Below are 15474 nucleotides of genomic sequence, written 5' to 3'. Positions count from 1 at the left end.
GGGGGGCGGGGTCCCGGGCGCCGTGGGGGTCAACGCCGGGGTGGGGGGGCGGGACAGCGGACTCCTCGGACGTTCCGCCCGCCGTTCCGACGAGCGAGCCGACCGAGGGGGCGATGACGGCGGCCACCGCGATGACCGCGGCGGCGGCGCCGCCCGCGATCCACAGCCGGCCCCGGCGCGTGCGCCGGGCGGACCGACGCGTGCGCTCCCGCGCGATGTCGGCGAAGAGGGCGTCCTCCATCTCGTCGATGCGCTGCGCGCTGAGCTCGGGCAGGGGTGCCGATGTCTCGGGCACCGGGGACTGCGTGTTCATGTGCTCTCCTTCACGACGGTCCGCAACCGGGTGCGGATACGGGAGAGACGGTTGCGGACGACGCCGTGTGCGACGCCGAGCTCGTCAGCGGCGGCCTGGTAGGCGTAGCCCTCGGTGGCGCACAGCCGGAAGATGGCGCGATCGAGTTCGCCGAGGCCGGCGACCTCCCGCAGGATCGCGTCGGCGAGCCGCTCGTCGATCACCTGCTGTTCGACGTCGACCGTCGACGGGAGCTCCTCGTCGGCCGCCGCCGCGGTGTGCACGCGGTCGCGTCGCTGCCGGCGCACGCGGTTGGCGGATTGGAACCGGCAGATCGTCGCCAGCCACGGGAGGAGCGAGTCACCGGCGAGCTCGAGGTCGGGGAGCTTTCGCCAGGCGACGAGGAACGTCTCCTGGGTGACCTCCTCGGCGTCGGCCGGGTTGCCGACCAGCCCGTGCGCCATCCAGTACACCGGGCGCACATAAGCCCGGTAAAGCGTGCGGAAGGCGTGCTCGCTCCCGCCCGCGGCCAGCACCACGAGCTCGGCGTCGCCGGTGGCGCCGTGCGGCAGGTCGTCGTCGGGCATGCCCATCCTCCGAATTGTCTCTCACCGTGTCAGTGTCCGCACTGGCGGGATCGTCTCACGGCACGCGGACCCGGCATCCCCACCCTGTATTCTGTTGCGAGCGAGAGGGAGTATCCCGATACCGCGCATCCGTCATCACGGGTCCCGACAGAGCGACCCCGGGTGTGCACCGCAGGCCGCTCGGCCGGCGGGGGAGAGACTTTCGGCTTCGACCGACCCCGCTTGTACGCCCCCTTCGAAAGGCCCTGAATGGACCTCGAACTCCCGCTGTGGTTCGAAATCGGATCCCTGGTGATCCTCTCCCTGATCCTCCTGGCTGATCTGCTGATCATCCTGAAACGCCCGCACATCCCCTCCACCAAGGAGTCGACCCTGTGGGTCGTCTTCTACGTGTGTCTGGCGCTGCTCTTCGCGGGGCTGATGTGGATAATCGCCGGCCCGGAGTATGCCGGCCAGTTCGTCGCCGGGTGGCTCACCGAGTACAGCCTGTCCATCGACAACCTGTTCGTCTTCGTGCTGATCATGTCGCAGTTCGCGGTGCCGCGCCGCTACCAGCAGGAGGTGCTGATGGTGGGCATCATCATCGCGCTCGTGCTGCGCGGCCTGTTCATCCTCGCGGGAGCGGCGATCATCGAGCAGTTCAGCTGGGTCTTCTACATCTTCGGCGCGTTCCTGGTGTGGACGGCGTGGCGGCAGGCGTTCCCGGGCGGCGACCACGACTCCGACGTCAAGCAGGAGAACTTCGTGGTGCGGCTGCTCCGTCGCACGATCGACATCAGCGATCACTACGACGGCGCGAAGGTCCGCACGGTCGTGGACGGCAAGAAGATGTGGACGCCGATGATCATCGTGTTCGCGGCGATCGGCGTGACCGACCTGCTGTTCGCGATCGACTCCATCCCGGCGATCTTCGGCATCACCCAGAGCGCGTTCATCGTCTTCACGGCGAACATCTTCGCTCTCATGGGCCTGCGCCAGCTCTACTTCCTGCTGGGCGACCTGCTCGACCGCCTGCGCTACCTCCACTACGGGATCGCGTTCATCCTCGCCTTCATCGGCCTGAAGCTCGTCTTCCACGCGATGCACGTGAACGAGCTGCCGTTCATCAACAACGGCGAGCCCATCGAGTGGGCGCCCGAGATCTCCACCTGGATGTCGCTCGGCGTCATCGTGGTCTCGATGGCGGTGGCGACGATCGCGAGCGTCATCGCGTCCTCGCGCGAGAAGAAGGCGGCGAACGCGGATGCCGCGGCCGCCCTCGTGGCCGACGAGAAGGGCACGCCGCCGACGGTCGAGCAGCCGCGGGACGACGTCCGCTGATTGCGCGCACCGGGTCGCGCCGGACGTCCACCGACGTCGGGCGCGACCCGGTGTCGTCCGCGCGAGTGGTAATCTGGGCCCGTGCGGATCGCTCGCCTTCTCCTTAGCGGCCGCGACGAGTCCTAGTTTCCAGGCCTCTCTCGTCGCGGAGTTCGTCGCGGGCCCCACCCCATGCGGGCACAGTCCCACAGAGGAGAACGACAAGCAATGAGCATCACCGACGCGTCCGGCATCCCCGACCGCCCCCGCACTCTGGCAGAGAAGGTCTGGGACGACCATGTCGTCGTCCACGGCGAGAACGGCCAGCCGGACCTCATCTACATCGACCTGCATCTGGTGCACGAGGTGACGAGCCCCCAGGCCTTCGACGGCCTGCGCGCCGAGGGCCGTCCGGTGCGCCGGCTCGACCTCACGATCGCCACCGAGGACCACAACACCCCGACGCTCGACATCGACAAGCCGATCGCGGATCTGACGAGCCGCACGCAGATCGAGACGCTGCGCCGCAACGCCGAGGAGTTCGGCGTGCGCCTGCACTCGCTGGGCGACAAGGAGCAGGGGATCGTCCACGTCGTGGGTCCCCAGCTGGGCCTGACCATGCCCGGCATCACCGTCGTGTGCGGCGACAGCCACACCTCGACGCACGGCGCGTTCGGCGCGATGGCCTTCGGCATCGGCACCAGCGAGGTCGAGCACGTGATGGCCACTCAGACGCTGCCGCTCAAGCCCTTCAAGACCATGGCGATCACGGTCGAGGGCGAGCTGAAGCCGGGCGTGACCGCCAAGGACGTCATCCTCGCGATCATCGCCAAGATCGGCGCCAACGGCGGGCAGGGGTACGTGCTCGAGTTCCGCGGCTCCGCGATCCGCTCCCTCTCGATGGAGGGGCGCATGACGATGTGCAACATGTCGATCGAGGCCGGTGCCCGCGCCGGCATGATCGCGCCCGACGACATCACCTTCGACTACGTCAAGGGCCGCCCGCACGCGCCGCAGGGTCAGGACTGGGAGGATGCCGTCGCCTATTGGCGCACGCTGCCCAGCGACGAGGGCGCGGCGTACGACGCCGAGGTGTTCCTGGATGCGAACGAGCTCGAGCCCTTCGTCACGTGGGGCACCAACCCCGGGCAGGGCGTGTCGCTGTCGGGCGCCGTGCCGTCGCCCGCCGACTTCGCCGACGCCAACGAGCGGGCCGCGGCCGAGCGTGCCCTCGAGTACATGGACCTCGCCCCCGGCACCCCGCTCAAGGAGGTGCCCGTCGACGCCGTCTTCATGGGTTCGTGCACCAACAGCCGCATCGAGGATCTCCGGGCGTTCGCGTCGGTGATCCAGGGCCACCGCAAGGCCGACGGGGTGCGCGTCATGGTCGTCCCCGGATCCGCGCGCGTCCGCCTCGAGGCGGAGGCCGAGGGTCTCGACAAGGTGTTCCAGGAGTTCGGCGCCGAGTGGCGCTTCGCCGGCTGCTCGATGTGCCTCGGCATGAACCCCGACCAGCTCGCGCCGGGCGAGCGCTGCGCCTCGACGAGCAACCGCAACTTCGAGGGCCGGCAGGGCAAGGGCGGGCGCACGCACCTCGTGTCGCCCCTTGTCGCCGCGGCGACCGCCGTCATGGGCCGTCTGGCCAGCCCCAGCGATCTTCCCACGGCTGTCGCAGCCGCTGCCCAGGGTTCGGAGGCCTGACATGGACGCGTTCACGACGCACACCGGCATCGCCGCCCCGCTGAAGCGGTCCGCGGTCGACACGGACCAGATCATCCCCGCGGTGTACCTCAAGCGGGTCACCAAGACCGGCTTCGAGGACGCGCTGTTCGCCAGCTGGCGCCAGGACCCCGAATTCGTCCTCAACCAGCCGGTCTACGCGGGAGCGAGCATCCTCGTCGCCGGGCCGGACTTCGGCACGGGCTCGAGTCGCGAGCACGCCGTCTGGGCGCTGCGCGACTTCGGCTTCAAGGTCGTGCTGAGCCCGCGGTTCGCCGACATCTTCCGTGGCAACGCGGGCAAGCAGGGGCTCGTGGCCGGTGTGATCTCCGAGGCGGACCTGCAAGCCGCGTGGGCGGCGATCGAAGCGAACCCCGGCGTGGCCATGACGGTGGACCTCTCGGCGCGCACCGCGACGATCGGGGACCCGGCGGCGAGTTCCGCGGAGCGCCTGGAATTCGCTTTCGAGATCGATGATTACACTAGGTGGCGGCTTCTCGAAGGGCTCGACGACATCGGGCTCACGCTGCGTGACGAAGACAAGATCGCGCAGTTCGAGGCTCGCCGAGAGGCGTGGCGGCCGCGGACACTCCCCGTCCCGTAAGCCGGGCCGTGCGCCCACAACCCGGGCGCGCGACCCTCTCAAGCCCCCTCGTGCACACCAAGTGAGGACCACCCGGATGAAGCCACTTCTGAATGTCGCCGCCGGCGAGAGCAAAGCCGCCGAAGCGGAGGAACAGGAAGTGACCGGAGAAGTCCTCGCGATCAGAGGCGGGCGGCCGCTCACCGGTCGGGTCGAGGTCAAGGGTGCGAAGAACCTCGTCACCAAGGCGATGGTCGCGGCCCTTCTCGGCGAGACCGCGAGCACCCTGCGCGATGTCCCCGACATCAGCGACGTGCATGTGGTGCGCTCGCTGCTCGAAGTGCACGGCGTCCGGGTCGACGAGGGTGACGAGGAGGGCACGTTCCACTTCGACCCCAGCGGCGCCGTGTCGGCCCACTTCGAAGAGATCGACGCGCACGCCGGAGCGTCGCGCATCCCGATCCTCTTCTGCGGACCGCTGCTGCACCTGCTCGGCGAGGCGCTCATCCCGGACCTCGGCGGCTGCCGCATCGGCGACCGGCCTATCAACTTCCACATGGACGCGCTGCGCGCGTTCGGCGCGGTCGTCGACAAGAGCTACGAGGGCATTCGCATCACCGCCCCGAACGGTCTGCACGGCGCGAACATCGAGCTGCCGTACCCGAGTGTCGGCGCGACGGAGCAGGTGCTGCTCACGGCGGTCAAGGCCAAGGGCACGACGGAGCTGCGCAACGCCGCGATCGAGCCCGAGATCATGGATCTCATCGCGGTGCTGCAGAAGATGGGCGCGATCATCTCGTACGAGCCCAACCGCGTGATACTCATCGAGGGCGTCGACACCCTGCAGGGCTACGACCACCGCGCGATCTTCGACCGCAACGAGGCCGCGTCCTGGGCCTGCGCCGCTCTCGCCACCGACGGTGACATCTTCGTCGGCGGGGCGAAGCAGCAGGAGATGCTGACCTTCCTCAATGTGTTCCGCAAGGCCGGAGGCTGGTTCGACGTCCGGGAGGACGGCATCCAGTTCCGCCGCGGCGGCGCGCTCAAGCCCGTCGTCGTCGAGACCGACGTGCACCCCGGCTTCATGACCGACTGGCAGCAGCCCCTGATCGTGGCGCTGACGCAGGCCGAGGGCACCTCGACCGTCCACGAGACGGTGTACGAGAACCGTCTGGGCTTCACCGACGCGCTCAACCAGATGGGCGCCGACATCGTGGTGCACCCTCAGGGTCTCGACACCGCCGGACGCCGCGTTCCCCGCCGCGCTCTCGAGCAGGCCGCCGTGATCAACGGCCCGACCGCGCTCCACGGCGCCGACGTCGTCGTCCCCGACCTGCGCGGCGGGTACAGCTATGTGATCGCGGCACTCGCGGCCGAGGGGCAGTCGATCGTGCGCAACGTCGGCATCATCCGCCGCGGCTACGAGAAGTTCCTCGCCAAGCTCGACATGCTCGGCGCCGACTTCGACGTCATCGGATAGCCCGGTGGCGACGGAACGCCGGCGCGCATCCGCGGAGAAGACGCGTCCGAGCGTCTTCTGGCCGCTCGCGGCCATCGTGGTGCCCCTGCTCAGCCTGCTCTTCAAGCTCGAGATCGACGGTCGGGAGAAGCTCCCGCGCGACGGGGCCTACGTGCTCGCACCGAACCACCTCAGTGAGGTCGACCCTCTCGTCGTCGCACTGGCGGTGTGGCGCAGCGGCCGGGCGCCCCGGTTCATGGCGAAGGAGAGCCTGTTCCGCGTGCCCGTGCTGGGCTGGGCCCTGAGGGCGACCGGCATGGTGCCCGTCGCGCGCGCCGCCTCGGCCGCCTCGGCCCGCGCGACGCTCGAGGCGTCCGAGACCCTGGCGCGGCACGGTCGCGGCGTGATCGTCTACCCCGAGGGCTCGCTCACGCGCGAGCCGGACCTGTGGCCGATGCGCGGCAAGACCGGCGCCGTCCGTCTTGCGCTGGCCGGCGGCATCCCCGTCATCCCGATGGCTCACTGGGGCGCGCAGCAGGTGCTGCCGCGCTACGGAAAGCTCAAGCTCTGGCCGCTGCGCCGCCGCGTGCGCGTGGTCATCGGCGACCCGGTCGACCTGTCGGCCTACGTCGGCCGGGCGTCCTCGCAGTCGGCGCTCGTCGAGGCGACCGACGTGGTGATGGCCGACATCGCCGGGCTGCTCTCGCAGCTGCGCGGGGAGCCGGCGCCGCCCGAGCGATGGAACCCGGCCGATCACGGCCAGAAGGAGACGGGGCGCCTTGAGCCGTAGGCAGGATGCCGCGCGCCCGCGCGTCGCCGTGGTCGGCGCGGGCAGCTGGGGAACGACGTTCGGCAAGATCCTCGCCGACGGCGGTGCGCACGTGACCATGTGGGCGCGTCGCCCGGAGCTGGCGAGCGAGATCCAGGAGGGCAAGCGCAACAGCGAGTACCTCCCGGGCATCAATCTGCCGCGCGACATGCACGCCACCCACCACCTCTCCGAGGCGCTCGAGGGCGCCGAACAGGTCTACCTGTCGATCCCGAGCCAGGCGGTGCGGCAGAACCTCAAGGCCGTGCGGCCGCTCATCGCGCAGAGCGACGCGCCCATCGTCTCGCTGATGAAGGGCGTCGAGCGGCGCACCGGCCTGCGCATGAGCCAGGTGATCGAGCAGGAGCTGCACTGCGATCCCGCGCGCATCGCGGTCGCCTCCGGACCGAACCTCGCCCTCGAGATCGCGCGTGAGCAGCCGACCGCCGCTGTCATCTCGTCGACCAGCCAGGAGACCGCGGAGGCCGTCGCCCGCCGCGCCCGCAACCAGTACTTCCGCACGTTCGTGAACACCGACGTGATCGGCACCGAGTTCGGCGGCGTGCTCAAGAACCTGATCGCGGTCGCCATCGGCATCGTCGACGGCGTGGGCTACGGCGAGAACACGAAGGCGTCGATCATCACGCGCGGTCTCGTCGAGATGACCGACTTCGCGGTCGCGTTCGGCGCCCAGCCCGAGACCCTCCAGGGTCTTGCCGGCCTCGGCGACCTCATCGCGACGTGTCAGTCGCCGCTCAGCCGCAACAACACTGCGGGACGCCTGCTCGGCCAGGGATATCGTTTCGACGATGTGGTCAAGCAGATGAACCAGACGGCGGAGGGACTCGCGTCCGTCGCGCCCATTCTGCAGCTGGCACGTGAAGTGGGCGTGCAGATGCCCATCGTCGAGCAGGTCAAGATGGTGCTCGACGGCACGATGAATCCGCGCGACATCGCGCCGCATCTCACAACAGACGACGACACCCCCCAGGGTGAGAGGACGACGAATGGACAAGCCGGCGGTGGCGGTGCTCTTTGGCGGTCGATCCAGCGAGCACTCGATCAGTTCCGCAACGGCGGGCGGGGTGCTCCGGGCGATCGACCGTGACCGTTACCGGGTGATACCGATCGGAATCACCCGCGACGGCGTGTTCGTCCTCGAAGACGACGATCCCGACAAGTTCGCGCTCGACGCCGACCGGCTTCCCGAAGTCGTCGACAACGGCACGCGCGTCGTGTGGCCCGAAGGTGGCGCCGACCGGACGCTGCGGGTGCGTCGTGCCGACGGCTCCGTGGACGAGCTCGGCCGCCTGGACGTGGTCCTGCCGATCCTCCACGGGCTGCACGGTGAGGACGGCACCGTCCAGGGCTTCTTCGACACGCTCGGCATCCCGTATGCGGGCGGCGGCGTCCTGGACTCCGCGCTGTGCATGGACAAGCACTTCATGAAGATCGTGCTCGCCGCGGCCGGCGTGCCGGTGTCGCCGTGGGTGACGGTCACGCGTGCGCGCTGGGAGAGCGATCCCGAGGGTGTGCGAGCGGATGCCGCGCCCCTGGGTGAGCCCACGTTCGTCAAGCCTGCGCGTGCGGGGTCGAGCGTCGGCGTCTCGAAGGTGCACGATTCCTCCGAGCTGGCGGGAGCCCTGGAACTGGCATTCGCCGAGGACGACAAGGTGCTCATCGAGTCGGCCATCGTCGGTCGCGAGGTCGAGGTGGCGATCCTCGAGGGCCGCGGGGGCGCGATTGCCCGCGCGTCTCTGCCCGGCGAGATCGTGCTGACCACACGGGATTTCTACGACTTCGAGGGCAAGTACCTGGGGGGTGAGGGGGCCGAGGTCGTCTGCCCGGCCGACCTGACGGACGCCGAGATCTCGGCGATCCAGGAGCTCGGCATCCGCGCGTTCCAGGCGGTGGACGGCAAGGGACTCGCCCGCGTCGACTTCTTCCTGACGGCCGACGGCCTGTATGTCAACGAGCTGAACACCATGCCGGGATTCACCCCGATCTCGATGTTCCCGAAGTGCTGGATCGCCTCGGGTGTGTCGTACCCGCAGCTGATCACCGAACTCGTCGACACGGCGCTCGAGCGCACCACCCGAGTGGCGGCGACCGCGAACGCGCGCTGAGGCGCGCGTCCGGCGTTCGGCCGAGCCGTGCGTCGGTGTGCGCTGCGTCGTCCCGAAGCGCCGGCGTGTCAGGGGGCGGGCGTCGCGTCGTCGCGTTCGAGGCACTGCCCGTCGACCGGCAGCACGCTCACGATCGGCGACAGCGCATCGAGGACATCGCGGCTGGACGCCCCCTCGCCGTTCTCATCGGCGGTGGTGTCGAGGTAGATCTCGACGGCCGGAGTGCGGCCGAACGTCGTGAGCCGGAAGCGCGGCGCATCGGAGTCGTCGACGATCCAGTCGACGCCTGCCACGCTCTCGCAGCGCAGGGTCGTGGGCCCCGGAGGCTCGACGCCGCATGTCAGCAGCACCTTCGCGGGCTCGCCCCACGCACCCGTGGCCTGGGCGTCCGTCCACCGGCGCGGCTGTTCGCTGACCGTGCCGGGCAGGTTCGACGTGATCTCCGCACACAGCGGGTCGTTCGCGGACTCGGCAGGATCGAGGTCGACGGTCGAGGTGCACCCCGTCAAGCCGATCGCGGCGACCGCGGCCATTCCGATCGCGACGAGCCTGATCGCGACCGGCCTGATCGCGACCGGGGAGGGAAGAACACGCACCGCTCCAGGCTAACCCGGCGCGGCAGGCTGCTTCGCCGACCGCGGTAGCGTGGTGAGGTGGATGGCGCGCACGGGGATCCGACGGTGGGGGAGCTCAGCGAGGGGACCATTCTTCGCAGCATCCTGGAGCGGCTCGGTGAGTCGAACGCCCTCGTCGGTCCCGGTGACGACGCCGCCGTGATCGCGACCGCCGACGGGCGCGTGGTCGCGACCGTCGACACGCTCGTCCACGGCCCTGATTTCCGGCTCGCCTGGTCGAGCGCCTTCGACCTCGGCTACAAGGCGGCCGCCGTCAACCTCGCCGACATCGCCGCGATGGGTGCGACGCCGACCGCATTGCTGGTGGCGCTGGCGATGCCCGACGCGACGCGACTGTCGTTCGTCACCGGCATCGCCGACGGACTGCGAGCAGCGTGTCGCGATCTGGCGCCCGGCTGCCGGGTCGAGGGCGGCGACCTCACCGTGTCGGACACGCTCACCGTCGCGGTGACAGCGCTCGGCGCCTTGGCGGGACGCGCGCCCGTGCTCCGCTCAGGTGCGCGGGTGGGTGACGTCGTGGCGGTCGCGGGTGAGCTCGGCAGAGCGGCGCGTGGCCTGCGCATCCTTTTCGAGCGCTTCACGGATGCCGCGGGGACGCCGACTGCGGTCGACGAGCGTGTGCTCGAACCGGAGGAGCTCACCGATCTCGTCGCACAGCTCCGGCCGTCGCCTCCGGTCTGGCTCGGTCCCGAGGCCGCGGACGCGGGGGCCACCGCGATGATGGATGTCTCGGACGGCCTCGTGCTGGACGCCTCACGGCTGGCGGCGGCATCCGGTGTCACCCTCGCGCTGGAATCGTCGCTTCTCGGCGCGGATCCCGCATCGGCGCTCGGAGGGGGCGAGGACCACGCGCTGCTGGCGGCGTTCCCTGGTGGCCGGGCCCTGCCGCACGGGTTCGTGCGCGTCGGCACGGTGCGGGCGCGCGGCGAGCACGCCGTCCTGATCGACGGCGGGCCGTTCGAAGGCCGCGGCGGCTGGGATCCCTATCGCGACTGGGACGCCCGCACGGGCTGAGCACCACCCGGTGCGTCGATGTCGGGCTCGCCGCTACTGTGGGCTCGATGACCGACCTGCTGCCGCGATCGCGGCCCGAAGACCAGGGTGTTCCCACCGCGGCACTAGCGCGTCTCGTGTCGGCCCTCGACGCGATCGAGCACGTCCACACGGTGACCGTGATCAGGCACGGCCATGTCGTGCTCGCGGCGACGTGGGCGCCGTATGAACGGGATGCTCCGCACGCGATGTACTCGGTGAGCAAGAGCTTCACGTCGACGGCCGTGGGTCTCGCGATCGACGAGCGACTGTTGGCGCTGGACGATCTCGTCGTGGATCTGCTGCCCGATCTCGTGCCCGAGGAGCCGTCGCCGCAGCTCGGCGCCCTGAGCGTCCGCCACCTGCTGACGATGTCGACAGGGCACGCCGCAGAGCCGGAGTGGCACGCCTCCGACCAGTGGGCCCGCGCGATCCTCGCCGCCGAACTGGAGTTCGCGCCCGGAACGCACTGGCTGTACAACACCGCCGCCACCTACCTCCTGTCCGAGATCGTGCAGCGACGCACCGGCGAGCGCCTGCTCGACTACCTCACGCCGCGCCTGTTCGCGCCGCTCGGCTTCCAGGAGCCGTGGTGGCTGCAGAGCCCTACCGGCGTGGACGCGGGCGGCTACGGGCTCATGATCCGCGCCGAGGAGCTCGCCGCGTTCGGGCAGCTGCTGCTGCAGCGCGGTGAATGGCACGGCGACCAGCTGGTGCCCGCGCAGTGGATCGACCTCGCCACGAGTGCGCAGATCGCCAACGGCGACGAGGCGAGCGGGCACTGGGACCAGCAGGGGTACGGCTTCCAGTTCTGGCGGTGCCCCGACGGTGCCTACCGCGGCGATGGTGCGTTCGGCCAGTACGTCATCGTGCTGCCCGAGCAGGACGCGGTCGTGGCGATCACCGGGGGATTGGAGAACATGCACCTGCCGCCCGCTGCCATCTGGAGCGAGCTGTTGCCGGCGTTCGACACCACCGAAGCCGAGGCTTCGCTCCCGTCGCCCCTCGTGATCCCACCGGCGGGTGGCGCGCAGCGCGACACGGAGCTCGAGTACGCCTACACGGCAGGACCGATCGCGCGACTGCGGATCGGGCCGGAGTCCCTGGCGATCAATGGGGTCGAGCTCGCCTGCGCGCCGGACGAGTGGGCCGTCGGCGAACTCGTACTCGACGGAGAACGCGAATGGTTCGGCGACCGGGTCGCGGTATCCGGCGGGTGGCGGGGAGGCGACTTCATCGCGCTGCTGCGCGTACTCAAAGACGCGGTGACCTTCCGCATCCGGCTGTCTCCGAGTGGTGAGCTGACGATCACCCGCGATGTCGGCTTCGACGGCCCGGATGTCTGGAGCGGCCCGCCCGCCACTGCCCCCATCCGCGAGGCACCGTCGTCAGCCGGCTGATCCGCTGATCGTGTCGCCGCCGGCGCCCGCCTCGGCCTCGCGGGTGGTCGCCCACCACAGCGTCGTGTCGCCGTAGCGCTTGGAACGGGTCGCGACCAGCCCGGCCGGGAGCGCGGGCTCGGGGGAGCGCGATGCCCGCTCGACGATCACCTCGGCGCTGTCCGCGAGAAGCGGGACGAGCAGCGCGAGAGTCGCGGCGAGCTCGGACTCGCCCACGTCGTAGGGCGGATCGAGGAAGACGATGTCGAACGGGCCGCGGGCCGTCCGCAGGAACGCGTCGGCGGCGGTGCGGTGCACGCGCAGGGCGACCTGGGTGCCGACGGCTTTGGCCACGCGGCCGGCGTTGCGCTGCGCGACCGCCGCCGCTCGCGGTGACTTCTCGACGAGATCCGCGGATGCCGCGCCCCGACTGACCGCCTCCAGCCCGAGCGCGCCCGAGCCGGCGTAGAGGTCGAGCACTGCCGCACCGTGCAGCACACCGGCCGACTGCAGCGCACCGAAGAGCGATTCGCGCACGCGGTCGCTCGTGGGCCGCGTGCCCGCGTCGGGGACGTCGAGCACGATCGAGCCGGCTCGCCCGGAGATGATGCGTGTCACAGCTTCACGATATCGAGGCGAGTCCGCTCGGAGCGGCGCTCACGCGATCGCGGCGTCCTCTTCGCGCAGGCGCGGTTCGGTGCGCAGCTCCGGGTGGAGGCCGGACTTGTCGGCGTAGAACGCGCGGATGACATCCATGTCGGCGCCGACGTCCCCGGTGAGCTCGATCGTGGGGCCGAGACCCGTCGTCATCGTGGTGCGGTCCACGTAGCCGAGCGTGACCGGCAGCCCCGCCGCGCGGGCGATGCGATAGAAGCCGGACTTCCAGTAGGAGCTGGAGCCGCGTGTGCCCTCGGGGGTGACGACGAGGCCGAACACCTCGCCCGCGTGGATCCGTGCGACGACGTCGCCGACGACGCGGGAGGGGTCGGCGCGGTCGACGGGGATGCCGCCGAGGCCGCGCATGATCGGTCCCTTCCAGCCGCGGAACAGACTCGCCTTGCCGAGCCAGCGCACCGGCATGCGCAGCCGCCACGCGATGCCGAGCATGAGCACGAAGTCCCAGTTCGAGGTGTGCGGCGCGCCCAGCAGGACGGTGGGGCGATCCGGGGCCGGTTCGGTGGACAGCGTCCAGCGACTGCAGGCCCAGTAGACACGGGAGAGGAGTCGTCGGAGCATCCCGCAACCATACGATTTCCCGCTGTGCTTCGGCCGACAGTGGCCGCCGTGGCTCCCCGACCTGCGCGCTGTGGGTTCGCCGACGGTCGTCGGCGGCGGATCCTAGACTCGACTCATGGCGTCCTTCACCCTCGACTCGAGCCTCGGCGGCGCGGTCGGCGGCAAGACGGCGGCGGCGCTCGAGCGTGCCTTCGGCATGACGACGGTCGGCGACCTGATGGCGCACTATCCCCGCCGGTACGCGCGTCGAGGCGAGCTGACGCAGATCTCCTCGCTTCCGGTGGGCGAGCCGGTGACGATCGTGGCCGAGGTCCGGCGGGCGAGCGAACGGCGCATGAAGAACCGGAACGGGTCGCTGCTCGAGGTGGTGATCAGCGACGGCAACGGCGAGCTGTCGCTGACGTTCTTCAACCAGGCCTGGCGCGTCAAGGACCTCAAGCCTGGCCGGCGCGGCATCTTCGCCGGAAAGGTGGGGGAGTATCGCGGCGCGAAGCAGCTCGCCCACCCCGACTACGAGCTGTTCGACGACGAGGAGCAGGCCCGCCTTCAGGCCGAGGCGAACGTGAACCTGCCCATCCCCATCTACCCGGCGACGAGCACGATCGCCAGCTGGCAGCTGCAGAAGATCGTCGACCTCGTGCTCGATGGGCTCGGCGATGTCCCGGACCCGCTCACCGACGAGCTTCGCGCGCGGCACGGGCTGCTCGACGCCCGCACGGCGATCGAGCGCATCCACCGGCCGAAGGCCCTGGAGGAGATCGAGCCGGCGCGCGCGACGCTGCGCATGCAGGAGGCCTTCGTCCTGCAGGTCGCACTCCTGCAGCAGCGACAGTTCGTCCGGGCGCTGTCTGCGACACGCCGGGCTCCCGGGGCGCTGCTGGAGCGGTTCGACGCAGCATTGCCGTTCCCCCGCACGCCCGACCAGGTCAGTGTCGGCGATGACGTGGCCCGCGATCTCCAGGGCGACTGGCCGATGAACCGCCTGGTGCAGGGTGAGGTCGGCTCGGGCAAGACGCTCGTCGCTCTGCGCGCGATGCTGCAGGTCGCCGAGTCCGGCGGCCAGTCGGCGCTCATCGCCCCGACAGAGGTGCTGGCGGGGCAGCACGTGCGCTCCATCGCCCGGATGCTGGGCCCGCAGCTCGCCCCCGAGCTGATGCCCACCCTGCTCACCGGGCAGCTGCCCGCGGCAGAGCGGCGCAAGGCCGCGCTGCGCGCCGCATCCGGCCAGGCGCGCATCGTCGTCGGCACCCATGCCCTCCTCAGCGAGAGCACGACGTTCGCCGATCTCGGTCTGGTCGTGGTCGACGAGCAGCACCGCTTCGGCGTCGAGCAGCGTGAGTCGCTGCGCGCGAAGGGCTCGTCGCCGCATGCGCTGGTGCTGACCGCGACGCCCATTCCACGCACCGTGGCGATGACGGTCTTCGGCGACCTGGACGTCTCGACCATCCGCACGATGCCGGCCGGGCGCGCGGGCATCGAGACGTTCGTCGCTCCGCTGGCCGAGCATCCCGGCTGGTTCGGGCGGGTGTGGGAGCGCATCGCCGAGGAGGTCGGCCAGGGGCGCCAGGCGTTCGTGGTCTGCGCCGCCATCGACGCCGAGGCGCTCACCAAGGACGACACCGCCGACGAGCCGCCCGGAGACGTCGGCGGTGAGACCGCCCGCACGCGCTGGGGAGTCGTACAGGTCGCAGACCTGCTGTCGCGGCATTCGTCGTTCTCCGACATCCGTGTCGAGATGCTGCACGGCAAGATGCCCTCTGACGAGAAGGATGCCGTGATGCAGGCGTTCGCCCGCGGTGACATCGACGTGCTCGTGGCGACGACAGTGGTCGAGGTCGGCGTGGACGTGCCGAACGCGTCGACGATGGCGATCCTCGAGGCCGACCGGTTCGGCGTGTCGCAGCTTCATCAGCTGCGCGGTCGCGTCGGTCGCGGCGGCATCCCGGGCCTCTGCCTGCTGGTCACCGAGGCGCCCCGCGGCACCCCGGCGCGCGATCGCGTCGAAGCCGTCGCTTCGACTCTGAACGGCTTCGCGCTGGCCGAGGTCGATCTCGAGCTGCGAGGGGAGGGCGACGTCCTGGGCGACGCGCAGTCCGGCGCGCGGTCGTCGCTGCGCCTCCTGCGGGTGGTGAAGGATGCCGACATCATCGCCGAGGCGCGGATCGCGGCCGAGCAGGTGCTGGCCGACGACCCCGCGCTGCAGCGGCATCCTGGTCTGTCCGCCGCGCTCGAACGCAACGTCGGAATGGCCGAGCGCGCGGCCCTCGCGAAGAACTGACGCGCGGCGGATTCGACCTCGAGGCGCCCAGTAGGCTGGTC

14 protein-coding genes and 1 pseudogene are annotated in these 15474 nt (G+C 70.5%); 10 read left to right on the top strand and 5 right to left on the bottom strand.

All coding sequences use genetic code 11. The features are described 5' to 3' along the window. Together B1729_RS06690 and B1729_RS06685 are read right to left on the bottom strand one after the other, a co-directional pair. Positions 1–313 (bottom strand): annotated as a pseudogene (locus B1729_RS06690) (DUF4349 domain-containing protein); the annotation flags it as partial. Continuing rightward, positions 310–879 (bottom strand): sigma-70 family RNA polymerase sigma factor, encoded by a 570-nt coding sequence (locus tag B1729_RS06685; RefSeq protein ID WP_163617381.1) that lies wholly within the window; start codon positions 877–879, stop codon positions 310–312. The pseudogene B1729_RS06690 and the gene B1729_RS06685, both read right to left, overlap by 4 nt. Before the next feature lie 249 nt (positions 880–1128). On the opposite strand from B1729_RS06685, the gene B1729_RS06680 reads away from it, so the two are divergent. The 7 genes from B1729_RS06680 (at position 1129) to B1729_RS06650 (ending at position 8873) form a co-directional block, all read left to right on the top strand. After that, on the top strand, positions 1129–2199 hold the full coding sequence (locus tag B1729_RS06680) for a TerC family protein (protein ID WP_163617380.1): 1071 nt from the start codon (positions 1129–1131) through the stop codon (positions 2197–2199). A 207-nt stretch (positions 2200–2406) separates the two neighbouring features. Then, positions 2407–3879 (top strand): 3-isopropylmalate dehydratase large subunit, encoded by a 1473-nt coding sequence (gene leuC, locus B1729_RS06675; RefSeq protein WP_163617379.1) that lies wholly within the window; start codon positions 2407–2409, stop codon positions 3877–3879. Between the two features lies 1 nt (position 3880). Then, complete coding sequence (leuD, locus tag B1729_RS06670; protein WP_163631430.1) at positions 3881–4501, top strand: 3-isopropylmalate dehydratase small subunit; 621 nt, start codon at positions 3881–3883, stop codon at positions 4499–4501. A gap of 76 nt (positions 4502–4577) precedes the next feature. Then, positions 4578–5960 (top strand): UDP-N-acetylglucosamine 1-carboxyvinyltransferase, encoded by a 1383-nt coding sequence (murA, locus tag B1729_RS06665; protein WP_239525773.1) that lies wholly within the window; start codon positions 4578–4580, stop codon positions 5958–5960. Positions 5961–5964: 4 nt separating this feature from the next. After that, positions 5965–6729, top strand: coding sequence for a lysophospholipid acyltransferase family protein (locus tag B1729_RS06660; RefSeq protein WP_163617377.1), 765 nt, complete (start codon positions 5965–5967; stop codon positions 6727–6729). Further along, positions 6719–7855: an NAD(P)H-dependent glycerol-3-phosphate dehydrogenase gene (locus B1729_RS06655; protein WP_163617376.1), complete on the top strand. Its 1137-nt coding sequence runs from the start codon at positions 6719–6721 to the stop codon at positions 7853–7855. The genes B1729_RS06660 and B1729_RS06655 overlap by 11 nt, the downstream gene beginning before the upstream one ends. Continuing rightward, complete coding sequence (locus tag B1729_RS06650) at positions 7755–8873, top strand: D-alanine--D-alanine ligase family protein (protein ID WP_163631428.1); 1119 nt, start codon at positions 7755–7757, stop codon at positions 8871–8873. The genes B1729_RS06655 and B1729_RS06650 overlap by 101 nt, the downstream gene beginning before the upstream one ends. Before the next feature lie 68 nt (positions 8874–8941). On the opposite strand, the gene B1729_RS06645 is transcribed toward B1729_RS06650, so the two are convergent. Next, entirely contained in the window at positions 8942–9469 is a 528-nt protein-coding gene (locus B1729_RS06645) for a DUF3515 family protein (protein WP_239539462.1), read from the bottom strand. Between the two features lie 57 nt (positions 9470–9526). Between B1729_RS06645 and thiL the strand changes: the two genes are divergently transcribed. Both thiL and B1729_RS06635 read left to right on the top strand, forming a co-directional pair. Next, positions 9527–10522 (top strand): thiamine-phosphate kinase, encoded by a 996-nt coding sequence (thiL, locus tag B1729_RS06640; protein WP_163617374.1) that lies wholly within the window; start codon positions 9527–9529, stop codon positions 10520–10522. A gap of 47 nt (positions 10523–10569) precedes the next feature. Then, the gene (locus tag B1729_RS06635; RefSeq protein ID WP_163631426.1) at positions 10570–11940 is read left to right on the top strand and encodes a serine hydrolase; all 1371 of its coding nucleotides are present in this window, start codon (positions 10570–10572) and stop codon (positions 11938–11940) included. On the opposite strand, the gene rsmD is transcribed toward B1729_RS06635, so the two are convergent. Beyond that, complete coding sequence (gene rsmD / locus B1729_RS06630; RefSeq protein WP_163617372.1) at positions 11929–12537, bottom strand: 16S rRNA (guanine(966)-N(2))-methyltransferase RsmD; 609 nt, start codon at positions 12535–12537, stop codon at positions 11929–11931. The two genes, B1729_RS06635 and rsmD, sit on opposite strands and share 12 nt — an antisense overlap. A gap of 39 nt (positions 12538–12576) precedes the next feature. Continuing rightward, positions 12577–13155 (bottom strand): 1-acyl-sn-glycerol-3-phosphate acyltransferase, encoded by a 579-nt coding sequence (locus B1729_RS06625; protein ID WP_163617371.1) that lies wholly within the window; start codon positions 13153–13155, stop codon positions 12577–12579. Between the two features lie 115 nt (positions 13156–13270). Here B1729_RS06625 and B1729_RS06620 point away from each other — a divergent pair, with 115 nt between their 5' ends. After that, complete coding sequence (locus B1729_RS06620) at positions 13271–15433, top strand: ATP-dependent DNA helicase RecG (RefSeq protein WP_163631424.1); 2163 nt, start codon at positions 13271–13273, stop codon at positions 15431–15433. Positions 15434–15474 lie beyond the last annotated feature (41 nt).

It is taken from the genome of Microbacterium sp. B35-04 (assembly GCF_010634885.1).
GTDB lineage: Bacteria > Actinomycetota > Actinomycetes > Actinomycetales > Microbacteriaceae > Microbacterium.
This window is presented reverse-complemented; position numbering and strand designations above follow the sequence as displayed.